The sequence below is a fragment of the Microbacterium sp. SCPM-O-B-15248 (M128) genome (genome assembly GCF_058214835.1).
The window spans coordinates 1-19,266 of record NZ_JBYQLI010000009.1; the positions used below are offsets into that span (position 1 = coordinate 1).

At 70.7% G+C, this 19,266-nt stretch carries 14 protein-coding genes and 3 tRNA genes; 7 read left to right on the forward strand and 10 right to left on the reverse strand.

Annotated features, from left to right (window positions below):
- Positions 1–114: 114 nt before the first annotated feature.
- The 4 genes from AC3E6M_RS14170 to AC3E6M_RS14185 all read left to right on the forward strand — a co-directional run bounded on the left by AC3E6M_RS14170 (position 115) and on the right by AC3E6M_RS14185 (position 7,284).
- Positions 115–2,217: an acyl-CoA dehydrogenase family protein gene (locus AC3E6M_RS14170; RefSeq protein ID WP_138176536.1), complete on the forward strand. Its 2,103-nt coding sequence runs from the start codon at positions 115–117 to the stop codon at positions 2,215–2,217.
- A 189-nt stretch (positions 2,218–2,406) separates the two neighbouring features.
- Positions 2,407–2,979: a DNA-3-methyladenine glycosylase I gene (locus AC3E6M_RS14175; protein WP_138176538.1), complete on the forward strand. Its 573-nt coding sequence runs from the start codon at positions 2,407–2,409 to the stop codon at positions 2,977–2,979.
- 182 nt (positions 2,980–3,161) lie between these two features.
- Positions 3,162–4,706 (forward strand): DEAD/DEAH box helicase, encoded by a 1,545-nt coding sequence (locus AC3E6M_RS14180; RefSeq protein ID WP_138176540.1) that lies wholly within the window; start codon positions 3,162–3,164, stop codon positions 4,704–4,706.
- 232 nt (positions 4,707–4,938) lie between these two features.
- A complete protein-coding gene (locus AC3E6M_RS14185) occupies positions 4,939–7,284 on the forward strand; it encodes an ATP-binding cassette domain-containing protein (protein ID WP_490530297.1) in 2,346 nt (781 codons plus the stop codon).
- A 176-nt stretch (positions 7,285–7,460) separates the two neighbouring features.
- Here the strand turns inward: AC3E6M_RS14185 and AC3E6M_RS14190 are convergent, their stop codons facing one another.
- The 7 genes from AC3E6M_RS14190 to AC3E6M_RS14220 all read right to left on the reverse strand — a co-directional run bounded on the left by AC3E6M_RS14190 (position 7,461) and on the right by AC3E6M_RS14220 (position 14,810).
- Entirely contained in the window at positions 7,461–7,934 is a 474-nt protein-coding gene (locus AC3E6M_RS14190; protein WP_230005972.1) for a dehydrogenase, read from the reverse strand.
- Positions 7,935–8,090: 156 nt separating this feature from the next.
- The gene (locus tag AC3E6M_RS14195) at positions 8,091–9,836 is read right to left on the reverse strand and encodes a cation:proton antiporter (protein ID WP_490530299.1); all 1,746 of its coding nucleotides are present in this window, start codon (positions 9,834–9,836) and stop codon (positions 8,091–8,093) included.
- A gap of 46 nt (positions 9,837–9,882) precedes the next feature.
- Positions 9,883–11,130, reverse strand: coding sequence for a kynureninase (locus tag AC3E6M_RS14200; RefSeq protein ID WP_490530301.1), 1,248 nt, complete (start codon positions 11,128–11,130; stop codon positions 9,883–9,885).
- Positions 11,120–12,055 carry an amidohydrolase family protein gene (locus tag AC3E6M_RS14205; RefSeq protein ID WP_490530302.1) on the reverse strand — a complete coding sequence of 312 codons (936 nt, stop codon included), beginning with the start codon at positions 12,053–12,055 and terminating at the stop codon, positions 11,120–11,122. Before AC3E6M_RS14205 ends, AC3E6M_RS14200 begins: the two co-directional genes overlap by 11 nt.
- A gap of 7 nt (positions 12,056–12,062) precedes the next feature.
- A complete protein-coding gene (locus tag AC3E6M_RS14210) occupies positions 12,063–12,317 on the reverse strand; it encodes a glutaredoxin family protein (protein ID WP_138176550.1) in 255 nt (84 codons plus the stop codon).
- 60 nt (positions 12,318–12,377) lie between these two features.
- Positions 12,378–13,505 (reverse strand): glycosyltransferase, encoded by a 1,128-nt coding sequence (locus AC3E6M_RS14215; RefSeq protein ID WP_490530304.1) that lies wholly within the window; start codon positions 13,503–13,505, stop codon positions 12,378–12,380.
- Between the two features lie 147 nt (positions 13,506–13,652).
- Positions 13,653–14,810, reverse strand: coding sequence for a polysaccharide deacetylase family protein (locus AC3E6M_RS14220; protein ID WP_490530305.1), 1,158 nt, complete (start codon positions 14,808–14,810; stop codon positions 13,653–13,655).
- Between the two features lie 106 nt (positions 14,811–14,916).
- Between AC3E6M_RS14220 and AC3E6M_RS14225 the strand changes: the two genes are divergently transcribed.
- From AC3E6M_RS14225 to AC3E6M_RS14235, 3 genes are all read left to right on the forward strand, one after another.
- Positions 14,917–15,873, forward strand: coding sequence for a Gfo/Idh/MocA family protein (locus tag AC3E6M_RS14225; protein ID WP_490530306.1), 957 nt, complete (start codon positions 14,917–14,919; stop codon positions 15,871–15,873).
- Positions 15,874–15,917: 44 nt separating this feature from the next.
- On the forward strand, positions 15,918–17,111 hold the full coding sequence (gene chrA / locus AC3E6M_RS14230) for a chromate efflux transporter (RefSeq protein ID WP_490530307.1): 1,194 nt from the start codon (positions 15,918–15,920) through the stop codon (positions 17,109–17,111).
- A 102-nt stretch (positions 17,112–17,213) separates the two neighbouring features.
- On the forward strand, positions 17,214–18,797 hold the full coding sequence (locus AC3E6M_RS14235) for an AMP-binding protein (protein WP_490530308.1): 1,584 nt from the start codon (positions 17,214–17,216) through the stop codon (positions 18,795–18,797).
- Between the two features lie 73 nt (positions 18,798–18,870).
- Here the strand turns inward: AC3E6M_RS14235 and AC3E6M_RS14240 are convergent.
- The 3 genes from AC3E6M_RS14240 to AC3E6M_RS14250 form a co-directional block, all read right to left on the reverse strand.
- A tRNA-Phe gene (locus AC3E6M_RS14240) sits at positions 18,871–18,943 on the reverse strand.
- Positions 18,944–19,007: 64 nt separating this feature from the next.
- Positions 19,008–19,081 (reverse strand) — tRNA-Asp (locus AC3E6M_RS14245).
- Between the two features lie 26 nt (positions 19,082–19,107).
- Positions 19,108–19,180: transfer RNA gene (locus tag AC3E6M_RS14250), tRNA-Glu, on the reverse strand.
- Positions 19,181–19,266: the final 86 nt, after the last annotated feature.

Consider the following 19,266-nt stretch of genomic DNA (forward strand, 5'->3'; position numbering starts at 1 on the left):
CACTGCCGCCGACGTCGGCCCGCCCCCTTGTGTAGACCTCACACAATGTTTGATCCAGCGTTGTGGGACTCCTACCGTGGATGGCATCCCTTTGCAACGTCGAAAGGTGCCGAAATGACCGACGCCGCCGTCCGTCCCGCCACGCCCGCCACAAGCACGCGCACGCCCGTCGGGGGTGCGCCCACCGCTGCGCATTCCGCCGCCGAGGCCGCCGAGAACCGCATCGACATCGAGCGGGTGACCGATCTGCTGCTCGGGACGTGGGCCGATACCCGCCGCGAGGCGCGCGAGATGCTGAAGGATCCGCTGTTCTGGCGTGACGACAGCCTCGGCATGGACGCCCACCGGGAGCGCACCCTGGGCCAGCTCCACGAGCTCGTCGCCCGCAAGGCCGTACACCGTGCCTTCCCGAAGCGATTCGGCGGCGAGGAGAACAACGGCGCGAACATCGCCGGCTTCGAGGAGCTCGTGGCCGCCGACCCCAGCCTGCAGATCAAGTCGGGCGTCCAGTGGGGGCTGTTCGGATCGGCCGTGCTCCAGCTCGGCACCGAGAAGCATCACGAGAAGTGGCTGCCGGGCATCATGAGCCTCGACATCCCGGGTGCCTTCGCGATGACCGAAACCGGCCACGGGTCGGATGTCGCCGCGATCGGCACGACCGCGACCTACGACGCCGAGACCGAGGAGTTCGTCATCCACACGCCGTTCCGCGGCGCCTGGAAGGACTACCTCGGCAACGCCGCTCTGCACGGCAAGGCCGCCACGGTCTTCGCGCAGCTCATCACGAACGGCGTCAACCACGGCGTGCACTGCTTCTATGTGCCGCTGCGCGACGACGAGGGGAACTTCCTGCCCGGCATCGGCGGCGAGGACGACGGCCTCAAGGGCGGCCTGAACGGCATCGACAACGGGCGTCTGCACTTCGACCAGGTCCGCGTTCCGCGCGAGAACCTGCTGAACCGTTACGGCGACGTCGCCGCGGACGGCACGTACTCCAGCGACATCGCGAGCCCGGGTCGCCGATTCTTCACGATGCTCGGGACGCTCGTGCAAGGGCGTGTGTCGCTCGACGGCGCGGCCGCCTGGGCGTCCGCGATCGGCCTCACCATCGCGATCACGTATGGCAACCAGCGTCGTCAGTTCGACTCCGGCAGCGGCACCCCCGAGGTGACCCTGCTCGACTACGGCAAGCACCAGCGCCGTCTGCTGCCGCGCCTGGCGACCACCTACGCCCAGATCTTCGCGCACGACGAGTTCCTGCAGAAGTTCGACGGCGTCTTCAGTGGCCGCCTCGACACCGACGCCGACCGCGAAGACCTCGAGACGCTGGCCGCTGCACTGAAGCCCCTGTCGACCTGGCACGCGCTGGACACCCTGCAGGAGTCGCGCGAAGCGTGCGGGGGGCAGGGCTTCCTCTTCGAGAACCGCCTCGTGGGGCTCCGCGCCGACCTCGACATCTACGTCACTTTCGAGGGCGACAACAACGTGCTGCTGCAACTCGTCGGCAAGCGCCTGCTCGCCGACTACGCCAAGCAGTTCAAGGGCAAGGATGCCAAGGCCCTCGCCGCCTTCGCCGTCGGTCAGACCGCCGGAAAGCTGTTCCACGGTGCGGGTATGCGGCAGCTCGGTCAGGCCGTCACCGACCTGGGGTCCACCGCGCGCTCCGTCGAGAAGGGGCTGCGGGCACAGCAGCAGCACGAACTCCTCGCCGACCGCGTGCAGCAGATGATCGCCGACATCGCGGGGCGGCTGCGCCCGGCATCCAAGCTCCCCCGCGAAGACGCCGCGGCGCTGTTCAACGAGAACCAGGCCGAGCTGATCGAGGCCGCGCGGGCGCACGGCGAGCTGTTGCAGTGGGAGGCGTTCACCGACGCGCTCAACGGTGTGGCCGATGAGGGGACGCGACAGGTGCTGACGTGGCTGCGCGACCTGTTCGGACTCCAGCTCATCGAGAAGCACCTGGCCTGGTACCTGATCAACGGACGCCTGTCGACGCAGCGCGCGGCGGCGGTGTCGAGCTACATCGACCGACTCTGCGTGCGGCTGCGGCCTCACGCTCAGGATCTGGTCGACGCGTTCGGGTACGGCCCCGAGCACATCCGCGCCGCGATCGCCACGGGTGTCGAGGACGACCGGCAGAACGAGGCCGCGTCCTACTACGCGGCGCTGCGGGCCTCGGGCGATGCCCCGGTTCCGGAGAAGAAGCCGGGCAAGTAAGACGGCGGCGGAGGGCGGCGGCCGAGGGGGCCGCCGCCCTTCGGCGTGTCCTGGGCCCGGGTGCGTCACGAGAACAGGGGATGCGGCCAGTACAGGGCGATTCCGCGGGGATCGGCCCGTTCCGGGTGCACCCCCTGTTCTCGGACGGCCGCGCGGGCCGGTGTCGGACCCCGCGCCTACCCTGGACGCATGAGCGACCTCACGACCGGTGACGACGGTGTCGCGCGCTGTGCATGGGCCGGCGCGGATGCCGAGTACCAGCGGTACCACGACGAGGAGTGGGGCACGGCACTCCACGGCGACCGCCCGCTCTTCGAGAAGATGAGCCTCGAGGGCTTCCAGGCGGGGCTGTCCTGGATCACGATCCTGCGCAAGCGCCCCCGCTTCCGCGAGGTCTTCCAGGGGTTCGAGCCGGCGTCCGTCGCCGCCTTCGGCCCCGACGACGTCGAACGCCTGCTCCAGGATGCCGGGATCATCCGGCACCGCGGCAAGATCGAGGCCGTGATCGGCAACGCCGTGATCGTCGCGGGCATGGCCGAGGGCGAGCTCGACGCACTGATGTGGTCCTTCGCCCCAGAGCAGCATCGCCCGCCGTCGTCCTTCGCCGAGGTTCCCGCGGTCACCGACGAATCGACCGCGATGAGCAAAGAACTCCGGCGCCGCGGCTTCCGCTTCGTCGGACCGACCACGATGTACGCCCTCATGCAGTCGTCGGGCATGGTCGACGACCACGTCGCGGGGTGCTGGCGCGCGGCGGTCTGACGCACCGCTAGACTGGACGACGGAGCTCTCGCTCCCAGCGTCGTCGAACGCACCGGCCCCCTTGCGTGGGCCTTTGACCTTCACGGCGAACGGATGCGCCGCCCGGCGCCTTCGCCCATTGCAGCCGCAGCATTGCGGCATCCCGAACCGCCGTGCGTGCTCGCGCGCCGGCAGGAGACTTCATGACGTCCCAGACTTTCACCGACCTCGGCGTGCCCGCGCCGCTGATCGCCGTCCTCGCCGAGCAGGGCAAGAACGAGCCCTTCCCGATCCAGGCCGACACCCTGCCCGACACGCTCGCCGGGCGCGACGTGCTCGGCCGCGGCAAGACGGGCTCGGGCAAGACCCTCGCCTTCTCGCTGCCCCTCGTCGCCCGTCTCGCGGCCAAGACCGACCGCCGCCGCGGACGCAAGCCCCGCGCGCTCGTGCTCGCCCCGACGCGCGAGCTCGCCAACCAGATCGACGAGGTCATCAAGCCCCTCGCCGCGGCCTACGACCTCACCACGACCACCGTCTACGGCGGCGTGAACCAGAAGCGTCAGGTCGACGCCCTCGCCGCGGGCGTCGACATCCTCGTCGCGTGCCCCGGCCGCCTCGAAGACCTCATCGGTCAGGGCTTCGCGAGCCTCGACGCGATCGACATCACCGTCCTCGACGAGGCCGACCACATGGCCGACCTGGGCTTCCTGCCCGGTGTCACGCGTCTGCTCTCGCGCACGCCCGCCGACGGCCAGCGCCTGCTGTTCTCGGCGACGCTCGACAACGGCGTGGACAAGCTGGTCAAGCGCTTCCTCCGCAACGAGGTGCTGCACTCCGTCGACGAGGCCCACTCGCACGTCGCGGCGATGACCCACCACGTTTTCGTTCCGGCCGACGCGGATGCCAAGAAGCAGCTCGTCGAGACCCTCGCCTCGGGCAGCGCGCGCCGCATCCTCTTCATGCGCACGAAGCACCAGGCCAAGAAGCTCGCGAAGGCGCTGACCGCCGCGGGCATCCCCTCGGTCGACCTGCACGGCAACCTGTCGCAGCCCGCGCGTGACCGCAACCTCGCCGCGTTCAGTGACGGTCGTGCCAAGGTCCTCGTCGCCACCGACGTCGCCGCCCGCGGTGTGCACGTCGACGGCATCGAGCTGGTCGTGCACGTCGACCCGCCCGTCGAGCACAAGGCGTACCTCCACCGCTCCGGCCGCACCGCGCGTGCCGGCTCGGCAGGAGACGTCGTGACGATCATGCTTCCCGAGCAGCGTCGCGACACCCTCGACATCCTCCGCAAGGCCAAGATCTCGGTCACCCCGCAGCCGGTCACCCCGACCTCGCCCGAGGTCGTCGCCCTCGTCGGCGAGGTCGCCCCGTACGTCAAGCCCGAGCCCGTGGTGGCTCAGCCGCAGGGCAGCGGACGCTCGCAGGGTGCCAACGCGCAGCGCAAGCGTGCCGCCCGTGGCCAGGGATCCTCGGATGCCGCTTCCCGCACCTCCACTCCGGGCGAGGGTCGCCGTCGTCGCGGCCGCGGCGCCGGGCAGGGTGCGGGCGCGACCGATGCGGCGCAGCCCGCACGCCAGGGCCAGCGCTCGGGCTCGGGCCGTGGCCAGGGCGCGGGCGGCAACGCCCGCATCGGCGGGGGCACCGGCCGTCCGCAGGGCGCCGGGCGTTCGGCATCCGGCACTCCCACGACCGGGATGGTCGTCGGCTCCCGCAGCCCGCGCACGAACCGTCGCGCCCAGGGCTGACGCACGCCTTCTCGACGCCCCCGCGGATCCGTCCGCGGGGGCATCGTCGTTCTCCGGGGCCTTCACGCGGCTTTACGGGCCTGCGGAGAACCTGGCCGTCACGCCGATCCCGGATGCCACGACACGGCGTGCCGGGTGAGATCTTCGCGGGACGGCGCGGGCGTGTGCACGAAGCGTCGCGGATGTCGGGGGTCTGCGGCACACTGAGGATCGACCCAGCCGAGGAGCCGCCATGACCCGTCATCCCGCCGATGCCCACGACGTCATCCGCGTGCGCGGGGCCCGCGAGAACAACCTGAAGAACGTCGACCTCGACGTGCCCAAGCGGCGGCTGACGGTGTTCACCGGCGTGAGCGGTTCGGGCAAGTCGTCGCTCGTGTTCGGCACGATCGCGGCCGAATCCCAGCGACTCATCAACGACACGTACCCGACGTTCGTCCAGCAGTTCATGGGTCAGCCTTCTCGTCCCGAGGTCGACGCGCTCGAGAACCTCAGCGCCACGATCCGCGTCGATCAGGAGCGGATGGCGGCCAACGCCCGGTCGACGGTGGGAACCGCGACCGACGTGCACGCGATGCTGCGCGTGCTCTTCAGCAGGCTCGGGCAGCCCCACGTGGGAGCCTCGCAGGCGTTCTCGTTCAACGTCCCGTCCCTCTCGGGCTCCGGAGCGGTCGAGATCAAGACCGGGGCGCGCGCGGGGCAGAAAGAACGACGCTCGTTCGAGATCACGGGCGGCATGTGCCCCGGTTGTGAGGGGCTCGGGCAGGTGAGTGACATCGACATCGCCGAGCTCGTCGACGAGACGAAGTCGCTCAACGACGGCGCCATCCGCGTGCCCGGCTACACCGCCGACGGGTGGATGGTGCGGATCTACGCCGAGTCGGGCTTCGTCGATGCCGACAAGCCGGTCCGCGACTTCACGGCCGAGGAACGTCAGGCTTTCCTCTACGGCGAGCAGACCAAGGTCCGCATCGCCAACACCAATATGACGTACGAGGGTCTCGTCCCCAAGGTCACCAAGAGCATGCTGCAGAAGGACCGCGACGGTCTCCAGCCGCATATCCGCGCATTCGTCGACCGCGCGGTCACCTTCGTCTCGTGCCCGGCGTGCGGCGGCACGCGGCTGAACGAGGGAGCGCGCTCGTCGCGCATCGGCGAGGTGAACATCGCGGATGCCGCGGCCATGCAGATCACCGATCTCGCCGCCTGGGTGGCCACCCTCGACGACCCCTCGGTCGCGCCCGTCGTCGACGGGCTGCGCGACACCCTCGACGCGTTCGTACACATCGGGCTCGGCTACCTCTCGCTCGACCGAGCCAGCGGCACGCTCTCGGGCGGTGAGGCCCAGCGAACCAAGATGATCCGCCATCTCGGGTCGAGCCTCACCGACATCACCTACGTGTTCGACGAGCCGACGGCGGGGTTGCACCCGCACGACATCCAGCGGATGAACGACACCCTGCGGCAACTCCGCGACAAGGGCAACACGGTGCTCGTGGTGGAGCACAAGCCCGAGGTCATCGAGATCGCCGATCACGTCGTCGATCTCGGGCCGCGCGCGGGCCGCGACGGCGGGACGGTCCAGTACGAGGGCGATGTGGCGGGACTCCGCGCCTCGGATACCTTGACCGGCCGCTTCCTCGACCATCGTGCGCGGCTCAAGCCGGCGGTGCGTCCGCACGCCGGAGCGATGCCCATCCGGGGCGCGTCGCAGCACAACCTGAAGAACGTCGACGTCGACGTCCCCCTCGGCGTGCTGACGGTGGTCACCGGGGTGGCCGGATCGGGAAAATCGTCGCTCATCCACGGCAACCTGCCCGCGTTCGACGACGTCGTGGTGGTCGACCAGTCGCCCATCAAGGGCTCACGGCGCAGCAGCCCGGCGACCTACACCGGCATCCTGGATGCCGTGCGGTCGGCCTTCGCCAAGGCGAACGGGGTCAAGCCCGCCCTGTTCAGCGCGAACTCCGAGGGCGCGTGCGTCGCCTGCAAGGGCCTGGGCGCGATCGTGACCCAGCTCGGGTTCCAGTCCACCGTCGAGACGGTCTGCGAGCTGTGCGGCGGGTCGGGTTTCGCCGATGAGGTGCTCGAGTACACCCTCGACGGCAAGAACATCGCCGAGGTCCCCGAGATGTCCGTCGCCGAGGCATCCGCGTTCCTGACCCGCGGCCCTGCGGTCGCCGTTCTCGGGCGTCTCGTCGACGTCGGCTTGGGGTACATCATGCTCGGGCAGTCGCTCAACACGCTGTCCGGGGGCGAGCGCCAGCGGCTGAAGCTGGCGATCTCGATGGCCAAGAAGGGCGCGGTGTACGTCCTCGACGAACCGACGACGGGGCTCCATCTCGCCGATGTCGACATCCTGCTGGCCCTGCTCGACGGCCTCGTGGAGGCCGGGAACACGGTCGTCGTGATCGAGCACCATCAGGCCGTCATGGCCCACGCCGACTGGATCATCGATATCGGGCCGGGGGCTGGCCGCGACGGCGGCACGGTCGTGTTCGAGGGGACTCCGACGCAGCTCGTGGCCGACGCCTCGACGCTCACGGGCGAGCACCTGGCCCGATACGTCGGGGGCTGATGTCCGCGCTGCGGGTCGGGGCGTCGGCGTCATCGACCGCGCGCCTCGCGTCGGGGGCTGATGTCCGCGCTGCGGGTCGGGGCGTCGGCGTCAGGTGGCTGCGCTCCGGGTCGGGGCGTTGACGTCGCGGACCACGCGCCGCGCGCGGCGGGGGGAGTGTCGCCCGCTCCGAAGCCTCAGGCCGGGGGTGCGACCGTGACCGTGTGCAGGTGACGGTCGCCGTGGGCGAGCACCTTGACCATGACGCCCCGCTGCCGCAGGTCGGACACCGCGCGGGAGGCATCCGCCCGTGAGACGCCGAGGGCCTCGACCGTCGTCACGACGAGAACGTCTCCGCGGGTGAGCGTGCCGAAGAAGCGATCGAGACGCGCCGCCCAGTCCTCGAGCGTCTCGGGCGCGGGATGACGGAATCCCTCGATCGGCACCCCGAAGCGCGTGAGATCGTCGCGCTGCTGCACGACCGAGGGCAGACCCGCACGGGAAACGACTAGGCCCACGAGTCGCGAACCGGCGGGACGTGCGCGCCACCAGGCGCCGTCGCCCTGCATCTCGGTGAAGCACTGCGGGCACTCTGCCGCCGTATGAGCGAGCGGTGCGGCCGGGATCGTGGCATCTGCGGACGACGTGGTCGCCGGAATCGGATCGCTCATGGACACCTCCGCCTCCATTCTGCCGCACGTCCCGCCGCGCGCCCCCGCCGGGACGGCATCCATCCGCTGAGACTTCACGCGGCTGACAACTCCACTGCAGCATGCAGCCCAGTTGTCAGCCGCATGAAGTCTCGCGGAGATGGGGCGTCGCCCCGCCTAGTCCTCGCCGTCCAGGCGGAGTTCGAGGCTCAGCTGATCGGCATCCAGCTCGGCCAGCGCGTGCCGGAGCGCGGCGGTGCTGTACCGGCCGTCGCGGCTCACGAGTTCGAGCTCTCGGCGCATCGCCTCGATCGAGGCGAGTCGCAGCTCCAGCAGATCACGGGCACGGGCGGTGACCTCGTCGTCCGGCGGCCGGGTCAACCGCGCGCCGGCGCGCTCGACGAGATCGGCCGGGAAGGGTTCGCCGTTCCGCCGCGCGAGGGTCCCCGACGTGACCGCGGTGACCGCCGCCGCACGCAGCTCGGCATCCAGGGCGTGCTGTTCTTCACGCGTGGGTCCTTCGCCGCCGCGACCGGAGAGCCCGAGGGCCCGCACGACCGCCGGCAGCGTGAGTCCCTGGATCAGCAGGCTGAAGAGGGCGACGAGGAACGCGACGAAGATCAGCAGGGGGCGGTCCTGCACTCCTTCGCGCGGCAGGGTCTGCGCCGCGGCGAGCGTGACGACGCCGCGCATCCCGGCCCAGACGATCACGGTGCCGTGCCGCCAGCCCAGCGGAGTGTCGCGGTAGTAGTCGAGGTCGGCCACCGTCCGGGAGATGCGACGGCGCACCCACGCGAATCGCCGCGCGGCGCCGGCGGGGCCGCCCCGGCGGCGATGGAAGCGCTCGGGATCGGCGTGGTACGCCTCTTCCATCTCGTCGACGCGCTGACTCAGCAGCGCGGTCCGTTCGCGCTGCCCCGTGTTCCGCCGACTGCGTCGCCCCTGCAACCAGATGAGCCCGGCGACGTAGATCGCGCGGACCGCCAGGGCGATGCCGAGCGCGGAGAGGGCGAGCCACGCGCCGTGCCACAGGCCCTCGTTCTCCTCGAGGTTGCTGCGGACGACGTCCTTCAGCTCGAGACCGAAGACGAGGAACACCCCGCCCTCGAGGATCAGCTCGATCGTGCGCCAGTTGAGCCGGTCGCTGAGGCGTTGCTCGGGCGTGAACCGTCGGGCGGCGCCCTGGCCGGTGACGATGCCCGCGACCACGGCGGCGACGAGACCCGAGCCGCCGAAGTGCTCGGTGGGGAGGTACGCGATGAACGGCACCGTGAAGCTCAGCGCGGTGTTCGCCGCAGAGTTGGTCACCCGCTCGCGCAGCCGCAGGTTGCCCCACCCGACGAGCGCGCCGAGCAGCAGCGCGAGCAGCACGCCCCAGGCGAAGTTGCCGACCGCGTCGACGAACGCGAATCCGGATGCCACGGCGGCCACGGCCGTGCGCAGGAGCACCAGGGCGGTGGCGTCGTTGAGCAGGCTCTCGCCCTCGAGCATCGTGACCACGCGCGGCTCGATGCCGAGCCGCTTGGCGATCGAGGTGGCCACGGCATCCGTCGGACTGAGGATCGCGCCCAGTGCCACGCCGAGCGCGAGCCCGAGGCCGGGGATCACGGCGGCGAAGAACAGGCCGAGGCCGAGCGAGCTCGCCACCACCAGCAGCACCGACAGCCCGGCGATGGGCGCGAAGTCGCGCCGGAACTCGATGGCGGGCAGCTGCACCGCCGCCGAGTACAGCAGCGGCGGCAGGACGCCGATGAGGATCACCTCGGGGTCGATGGCGATGGCCGGGACGAACGGCAGCAGACTCACACCGAGCCCGATGGCCAGGAGGACCAGGGGGCCGGCGATGTTGAAACGCGGCGCGATCACGGTCACCAGCGCGACCACCACGATGCCGACGACGACGATGAGGAGGGGGTCGATCACCCTCCGAGGCTAGACCCGTGACCGCGACGCTGACGACGGCGGCGGCTCAGCTCTCGGCGCGGACGGCCTCCGCCACGGCGCGCAGCCCCGTGAGCGTCTCGGCGAAGCTCGTCGACAACGGCGCGAGCCCGATGCGCAGACCACCCGGGTCGCGGTAGTCGGGGATCACGTCGTCCTGCCACAGCCGCGCCGTGACCGCCCGCATCGCCGGGTGCGAAAGCGTCACGTGGCCACCCCGCTCGGCCGGGTCGCGCGGCGAGGCCACCGTGACACTGAGGGGGCTCAGGATGCCATCGCTCACGCGCAGCGCGAACTCGGTGAGCGCCACGGACTTGTCGCGGATCGCGTCGATGCCGGCACCCTCGATCAGGTCGAGCGTGTCCTGCATCGCGAGCATCGCCAGCACCGGCGGGGTGCCCGACAGGAATCGGCGCATCCCCTCGGCGGGGCGGTACTGAGGTCCCATCGCGAAGACGTCGGCGGCCCCCATCCAGCCCTGGATCGGCTGGGTGAGCGTCGCGTGGTGCCGTGCGGCGACGTACGCGAAGGCCGGGGCGCCCGGGCCGCCGTTGAGGTACTTGTAGGTGCAGCCGACCGCGAGGTCGACCCCCCAGCCGTCGAGGTCGACCGGCACGGAACCGGCGGAGTGGCAGAGGTCCCACAGCACGAGCGCGCCGGCGTCGTGAGCGATGCGGGTGAGGGTCCGGGCATCGGCGAGGTAGCCCGAACGATACGAGACGTGACTGAGCAGCACGACCGCGGTGCGGGGTCCGACCGCGGCCCGGAGCAGGTCGGCATCCACCCCGCGCGCGGTGTCGACCTCGACCCAGACGATCCGTGCGCCGCGTTCGGCGGCGATGCCCTCGACGAGGTAACGGTCGGTGGGGAAGTCGTCGCGGCCCACCACGATCTCGACGCGTTCGGGGTCGGCGGTCGAGCGTTCCGTGAGCGCAGCTCGCAGCAGCTTGTACAGCAGCACGGTCGTCGAGTCGCCGATCACCGTCTGCCCTGCCGCGGCCCCGAGCGCCAGCCGTCCGAGTCGATCGCCGATGCGGAACGGCAGCTCCATCCATGACTCGTCCCATCCGCGGATGAGACGCCCGCCCCACTCGGTGGTGACGAACTCCGCGAGGCGCTCGGCGGTTGCGCGCGGCGGGCGACCCAGAGAGTTGCCGTCGAAGTACACGAGCGAGCTCTCTGCCCCCACGAAGGCGTCACGGTGTGCGGCGAGGGGGTCGGCCGCGTCGAGGGCGCGAGCCTCGTCGTCGAACACGGTGGTGGGATCAGTCGACACGCGTGAGCTCCTCGGTCGGGACCACGATCGCCCGTGACAGCCACGTCGCCAGGTCATCGGGGTCGGTCGGGGCAGGCCCGGCGAGGAAGCTGCGGACCGCGTCGGTGCCGGTGTGCGCCGGCCAGGGATCGGTGAGGGATGCCACCAGCGCGTCGCCGCGCACACCCGCTTGCTGCAGCGCGAGCAGCTCGCGGCGGTTGACGCCCACGGGGAGCTGTCCGTTGCCCAGGTCGGTGCCGTACAGCACGCGCCCGCCGCGGGCGTGGAAGGCGCCGAGGTGGGCGATCGCGCGCTGGCGGGTCGCGCCGCGGTGGATGTCGAGCGTCGAGATCCAGATCTGACCGGTCTCGACCGCGCGCGCGATGAGCCGCCGGGACAGGGAGGCGTCGAACGGGGTGTGCGCGAGGGCGGCGATGCCGACCTCGACCGCCCGTTCGACCTGCCCCGCGCCCTGGGCGTGAGCGACGACCGGGAGCCCGCGCTCGCGTGCGGCGTGCAGGATCGCCGAGAGGACGGCATCCGAGGGGACCGGACCCGCGTCGGCGTTGAGCGCCACCTTGATGACGGACGCCCCGGCGTCGGCCTGCGCATCGACCGCCGTCCTCGCTCCGCCCGGGACACCGGGATGGGCCGAGGGGTCGGTGACGGTGTGCACCGTGGCATCCGGGGCCCAGGACCGCCCGCTCGGATAGCCTCCGGGGACGGTGAGGAACGCTCCGGCGAACGCGAGTCGGGGGAGTCCGGGGCTCAGGTGTCGGAGCGCCGTGGGATCGCCCCCGAGGTCGATCGCCCCGGCGATCCCCCGCCCGGGGAGGGCGTGCACGTCGATGAGGTGCGCGTGGACGTGGTGGTCGACGAAGGCGGGGAGAGCCGTGCCGGTCTCACCGCTCGCGTGACGGCGTACCGGCCACGCGGCGGTGAGCATCGGCGCGTCAGATCAGCGAGAGCTCGCGGAGCTTCGCCTCGACGTCGGCGTTGGTGGGCTCGACGTGGTGCGACGCGTCGGGGTAGACCACGACGGGGATGTTCGTGCGGCCGGAGATCTCTTTGGCCACGTCTGCGGCGGAGGGGTCGGCCACCAGGTCGACGTACTCGTAGGCGATGCCCAGGTCGTCGAGCTGCTTCTTCGTGCGGATGCAGTCACGGCACCAGTCGGCGCCGAACATGCGAATGGATGCGTCGGACATGCGTCCAGCGTACGCCGCCGAGGCGGACGCGGCCCCGTGCGATGGGGGCCGCCGACGGCGTCAGGCCGCCAGCTCGTCCTCGAGCGGCTCGGAGATCGCGGCGATCTTGGCGTTGCGCGTCTTCTTGGGCGCGTAGACCACGAGGGCGTGGAACACGAAGCGCACGACGAACGCGGCGACGAGCGTCAGGGCCGCGGCGACGACGCTCTGGATGTGCGCCTGGTTCACCAGCAGCCAGATCACCGGGATGCGCACGATCGCCTCGATGCCGTTGAACGCGAACGACTTCACGAACCGGTGGCGCATGAGCCCCGACTCTTCGCGCATGTCGGCGAAGACGAGGTACTCCAGGGCGAGGAAGTTCGCGACGATCGTCACCACGCTGGCGATCACCGCGGCCACGAGGTACTGCACCCCGACGGTGGTGAGGCCCCACATGATGAGCAGGTTCGCCACGGCGCCGAGGCCCCCGACGAGGGCAAAGGCCGACATGCGCCCGAACCGCAGCATCGTCAGCTGGGTCAGGAAGCGCATGCCCTGACTGAAGGAGGCCTTCGACTCGCCCGCGAAGCGCGCGGCGAAGGAGAACGGCACTTCGGCGACGCGCATCTGCTTGCGGGCGAGGATCTCGAGCAGGATTTTGAAGCCGCGCGGACGCAGGCCCTCGACGTCGAGCGAGCGGCGGTCGACGAGGAAGAAGCCCGTCATCGGGTCGGAGCAGTTGTGCAGCTTGCGCGGGAACATCGACTTCGTCAGGAGCGTCGAGCCGCGGGAGACGAGCGTGCGCACGGCGTTGGCCAGTCCGTCGGACGTGCCGCCGGCGATGTAGCGCGAGGCCACGACGACGTCGGCGTCGCCCACCTCGGCGCGCGCGAGCAGATCGGCGATGACCTCGGGCGGGTGCTGGAGGTCGCCGTCCATCACGGCGCAGAAGTCGGACGCCGCCGCGCGGATGCCGTCGACGACGGCGCCGCCGAGACCGCCGACCGGCTGGTCGCGGTGGAGCAGTCGTACCGGCACCGACGCGTGTGCCGCCACGGCGCGGATGATGTCGGGGGTGTCATCGGTGGAATCGTCGACGAAGAGGATCTCGATGGCTCGGCCGGGGAGAGCGGCGACCGTTCGACGGACGAGTTCGGCGACGTTCGGACCCTCGTTGAAGGTCGGAACGATGACGGATAGGTCCATGGGTGCTCGCGTTTCGGTGAATCCAGAAGTACACAGCGTAGACCGGCCGACGCGTGCCCAAATGAGGATTGTGGATCATTTAGCTGGGAGCTAGCGGGATGTTCACCACACGCGAGCGGTGTCCGCGCGCGCTCGGACGCTCGGACCTCAGCCGATCGCGGCCTTCAGATCGTCGACGGACATGCCGTAATTGATGCGGATCACCGGCAGCGCGAGCTTGTCGGTGCCGATGCGCACGTAGCCGGGCTCGATCGTGCGGCCGAGCTCGAAACCGGCGCGCCGTAGCCCCTCTTTGGTGGTGTCGTCGTAGTGCCCGAAGGGGTACGCGACGACCTCCTTCGCCCCGAGGATCGCGGCGGACTGCTCGAGGTCGGCGGCGATGGTGTCGGCATCGTCGTTGACCATCCGGCCCTTCCCGTTCGCGCCGGCGCGGTGCATGTCGTGCGTATGCGAGCGCTGCAGGACGAAGCGGTTGGGAGTGCCCTCGGAGCGCGCGGAGGTGATGACGAACGAGGTGGTGAGCAGGTTCCGGCCGTCCACGATGGGGGCTGCCAGTTCCAGCCACGAGCTGTCCGCGTCGTCGTCGGTGATGACGACGGAGCGCTTCGGCAGGAACAGCGCCCCGTCGATGAACGCGCTCACCTCGTCCCACGTCGGCAGGTAGAACCCCGATTCCTGGATGTAGGCCATCTGCGCGTCGAAGTCACCGACGTAGGCGTAGTTCCCGCGCAGCCAGCCGTCCTCGCCCTCGGGCTTCCGGGTGAACTGGTGGTACATGAGGATCGGGATGCCGGCATCCTCCGCTGCGTTCGCCTCGGGCGTCGTCCACGCCGCGTGGAGCGTCCGCTGCCGGTCGGTGCACGTGACGAGGTCGGCGCCGTTGATCCGTGCCGGCAGGGACAGGGCGCTCGCGTTCGCGGCGGTGTCGTACCACCCGGCGAAGACCCGGCCCTCCGCGCGGGGGAGGGGCAGCTTCTCGTAGCGCACGTCCTGGGTCTGCAGCTGCGGATCGAGCACGATCCCGTCTCCGGCGAAGGAGACGGCGCAGGCTTTCGGGTCGGTGGTGGTGGCCAGCAGCGCCTGCGCCGGGGTGAGGGGAGTCGGCGTGGGCGTGGGTGTGTCCGACGGCGTCGGGGCGATCGTGGAGTCGGAGTCGGCGACAGGCGGCGAGGATGACCCGCGGGCGACGGCGAACACGGTCACGCCGCCGGCGACCACGGCGACCGCGATCACCACGGCGATCGTGCGCCGCAGCCGCATTCGCCGCGTCGCCCGCCGGCGCTGCTGTGCGCGCGTCGTCGTCATGGTGCTCCCCGGGTCCGGACGATCGTCCCCACGATCAGGGCGATCCTAGCGGGACCGATCGCGGCTCCAGGGAAGAGCGGCGGGCCGGGCGCGCCATGATGGGGACATGATCCGTCTCGGAATCGTCGGCACCAGCTCCATCTCCGAACGCCTCGCGGACGCCGTCGGTGAGGTCGAGGGCGTCGCGCTCGGTCGCGTCGCCTCGCGTGACGGACGACGCGCGGCCGAGTTCGCCGAACGCGTCGGCGCTCCGGGTACCGCGCAGGGTTTGGACGCACTGCTCGCAGCGGACGACGTGGATGCCGTGTACCTCGCGAGCCCGAACGCCGTGCACGCCGAGCAGGTGCGGGCAGCGGTGGATGCCGGCATCCCGGTGCTCGTCGAGAAGCCCGCGGTGCTGACCGCCGACGAGTGGCTCGACCTCGTCGCGCGGGCGCGGGAGCGCGGGACGGTGCTGCTGGAGGCGATGCGGACGGCGTACGACCCCGGCATCCGGGCGATCGAGGGCCTGCTGCCGCGGCTCGGCCGCATCCGCCGGGTCTCGTTCCGCTACGAGAAGCGGTCGGCGCGGTACGACCTCGTGCTCGCCGGTGAGCAGACGAACATCTTCGATCCGGCCCTCGGGGGGAGCGCGCTGCGCGACCTGGGCGTCTACCCGCTGCACGCGCTGGTTCTGCTGTTCGGCGCGCCCCGGCAGATCCTCGGGTCGCGCATGGGCATCGCCGCGCAGACCGACGGGCTGGGCAGTGCCATCGCGGAGTTCGACGGGTTCGTCGCCGATGTGGCGTGGTCGAAGATCACCGACACCGCGCTGCCGAGCGAGATCCAGGGGGAGGAGGGCTCGCTGACGATCGACGCCATCGACTCTCCGCGCCGACTCGTCCTCACCCCGCGCGCGGGCGATACGGAGGTCATCGACGTCGCCGCGCCCGGGAACCCGATGGTCGGAGAGGTCGAACGTTTCCGCGACGCCGTCCACGGCGCGGACGTCACGGCCGATCAGGATCGCACGGGCCAGACGCTGCGGCTGGTCGACCTGCTGCTCGAGCGGCCCCTGCGGTGACCCCGATTCACCCACCGTTTCCCCTGAAGGGGTAGGAAGACCGGATGACACGAGCCGGCACCGCCGCAGAGGTGTTCGTCGCCTTCCTCCGCCTCGGCGTCACGTCGTTCGGCGGTCCGATCGCGCACCTCGGCTACTTCCGGGACGACCTCGTCACGCGCCGCCGCTGGATGAACGACCGGGCCTACGCCGACCTCGTCGCCCTGTGCCAGTTCCTCCCCGGACCCGCGTCCAGTCAAGTCGGGTTCGCAATGGGGCTCCAGCGAGCCGGCTTTCTCGGCGCCCTCGCGGCCTTCCTCGGCTTCACCCTGCCCTCGGCGGCGCTGCTCGTGGCGTTCGCGGCCGGGGCGTCGCTGTTCGGCGGTCGGGTGGGTGGCGGCATCCTGGACGGGCTGAAGATCGTCGCGGTCGCCATCGTGGCCCAAGCCGTGTGGGGGATGGCCCGCTCGCTCACGCCCGACGCGCCGCGCGCCGGGATCGCGGTGGTCGCGGCGGCGTCGGCGCTGTTCATCCCAGGCGCGTTCGGGCAGCTCGGTGCGCTCGTCGTCGGCGTCGTGGCGGGGCTCGTGCTGCTGCGGGGTGCATCCGAGCCGCCGGGGGAGCCGGTGGCGTCGTTCGGGGTGTCCCGGGTGGTCGCGATCGGATGCCTCGCCGTCGCGGCCCTCGCGTTGATCGGGCTTCCCGCGCTGGCGGCGGTGACCGGCTCGGGGGCGATCGCGCTCGCCGACGCCTTCTTCCGGTCCGGGGCTCTGGTGTTCGGGGGAGGGCACGTCGTGCTCCCGCTCCTGCAGGCCGAGGTCGTCCAGACCGGCTGGGTCTCGCCGGACGCGTTCCTCGCGGGCTACGGCGCGGCGCAGGCCGTGCCCGGCCCCTTGTTCACGTTCGCCGCCTACCTGGGGGACATCTCGTCGGTCGGGCCCGGCGGTCTCGCCGGCGCGGCGATCGCCCTCGGCGCGATCTTCCTCCCCGGGTTCCTCGTGCTCGTCGGGGTACTGCCCTTCTGGGACGCGCTCCGCGGACGGCCCCGCGTGCGCGCGGCGATGCGCGGTGCCAACGCGGCGGTCGTCGGCATCCTCGGAGCGGCGCTCTACACTCCGGTGTTCACCGCGGCCGTGACCGGGCCCGGACCGTTCGTCCTGGCCGTGGCGGGATTCGTGCTGCTCACGGCGTTCCGAACCCCCGCGTGGGCGGTCGTGATCGTCGGGGCGCTCGGCGGGATCGTGCTCGCTTTCGTCTGAGACTCGCCTGAGCCTGCGTGTCAGGGTGCGTGACACCGGGTTCCGGGTTTGGCAGGATGAGCTCACGGCATCGTCGCCGCGTCGGTATCGAAGGAGATCACCGTGTTCCACAGCCCGTACCCGCGCATCGAGATCCCATCGCAGAGCGTCTACGATCACCTCTTCGGCTCGCTCGACGACGCCGATCTCTCCCGGGTCGCCCTCATCGACGCCGCGACCGGGGGCGAGACGACGTACGGCGACCTGCGCGCTCAGGTCGACGCCTTCGCCGGAGCGCTGGCTCACCGGGGCGTCGACGCCGGGACCGTGGTGGCCGTCCTGTGCCCCAACGTGCCCGCGTTCGCGACGGTGTTCCACGGCATCCTGCGTCTGGGCGCCATCGTCACGACGGTCAACTCGCTCTACACGGCCCAGGAGATCGAGAAGCAATTGAGGGATGCCGGTGCGACGTGGCTCGTGACCGTCGCACCGCTGCTCGGTCCCGCCGTCGAGGCGGCGCGCGCCGTCGGCCTCCCCGACGATCGGGTGATCGTGCTGGACGGGGCCTCCGGGCACCCCGACCTCGGGTCGCTGCTGGCCGAGGGGCGGACGCCGCCGGCGGTCTCCTTCGACCCGGCGACGCACGTCGCGGTGCTGCCCTACTCCTCGGGGACGACGGGCGTGCCGAAGGGGGTCATGCTCTCGCACCGCAACCTCGTGTCCAACGTCGAGCAGTGCCGCGTCAGCATTCGGCTGGGCGGCGAGGATCGCGTGCTCGCCGTGCTGCCGTTCTTCCACATCTACGGCATGACCGTGCTGCTCAACCTCGCGCTGCGCCAGCGTGCGACGCTCGTGACGATGCCGAGGTTCGATCTGTCGGCGTTCCTCCGCGGCATCCAGGAGCACCGGTGCACGTTCCTGTTCATCGCGCCGCCCATCGCGGTCGCGCTGGCCAAGCACCCCGTCGTGGACGAGGTCGACATCTCGAGCGTGCACACCGTGTTCTCGGGGGCCGCGCCGCTGGACGGTGAGACCGCCGAGACCGCCGGGCGACGCATCCATGCCCGTTTCTTCCAGGGCTACGGCATGAGCGAGCTCAGCCCCGTCTCGCACGCGATCCCGCCCGAGCGCGACGACATCCCGGTGAGTTCCGTCGGTGTGCTCGTGCCCAACGTCGAGGCCAAGCTCGTCGATCCTGAGACCGGTGCCGAGATCGAGGCGCACGGCGAGGGCGGACTGACCGCGCCGGGTGAGCTGTGGGTGCGGGGTCCGAACGTGATGCTGGGCTACCTCAACCGCCCCGACGCGACCGCGGAGACGATCGACGACGACGGTTTCCTGCACACCGGCGACATCGCCACGCACCACGTCGACGGCTACTTCACGATCGTCGATCGGCTGAAGGAGCTGATCAAGTACAAGGGGTATCAGATCGCCCCGGCCGAGCTGGAGGCCTTACTGCTGTCGCACCCGCAGATCCAGGATGCCGCCGTCGTCGGCGTGCTCGACGAGGACAAGCAGGAGATCCCGAAGGCGTTCATCGTCGCGGCGCCGGGGATGGAGCTCCGTGCCGAGGACGTCATGTCCTTCGTCGCCGCCCAGGTCGCCCCGCACAAGAAGGTGCGGCGCGTGGAGTTCATCGACGTGATCCCGAAGTCCGCCTCGGGGAAGATCCTGCGGAAGGACCTGCGCGCGCGCGAGGGGTGAGGGGGAAAAGCGAAACCCCCGCGATGTAGAAGCTACGCGAGGGTTCCTGGGGTGACTGTAACGGTCACCCGTGTGGCTCCGACCGGCATCGATCCGGTGACCTTTCGATTTTCAGTCGAACGCTCTACCAACTGAGCTACAGAGCCGAGCGACATGTCTGCCGCTTCCTAGACGAAAGGCCTCCTCGAAAGAAGGCCCGTCGCTATGGAGCGACCCTGACGGGACTTGAACCCGCGACCTCCGCCGTGACAGGGCGGCACGCTAACCAACTGCGCTACAGGGCCATGATTGTTCAATTGTATTCGGCGAGTGACCCCAACGGGATTCGAACCCGTGCTACCGCCGTGAAAGGGCGGCGTCCTAGGCCGCTAAACGATGGGGCCGGATGAACCCTGAAACCTTGCGATTCCGTGCTCACTTGCCGACGACCGAGCCTACTTCATGATCTTTCAGATTGCCAATCGAGGGC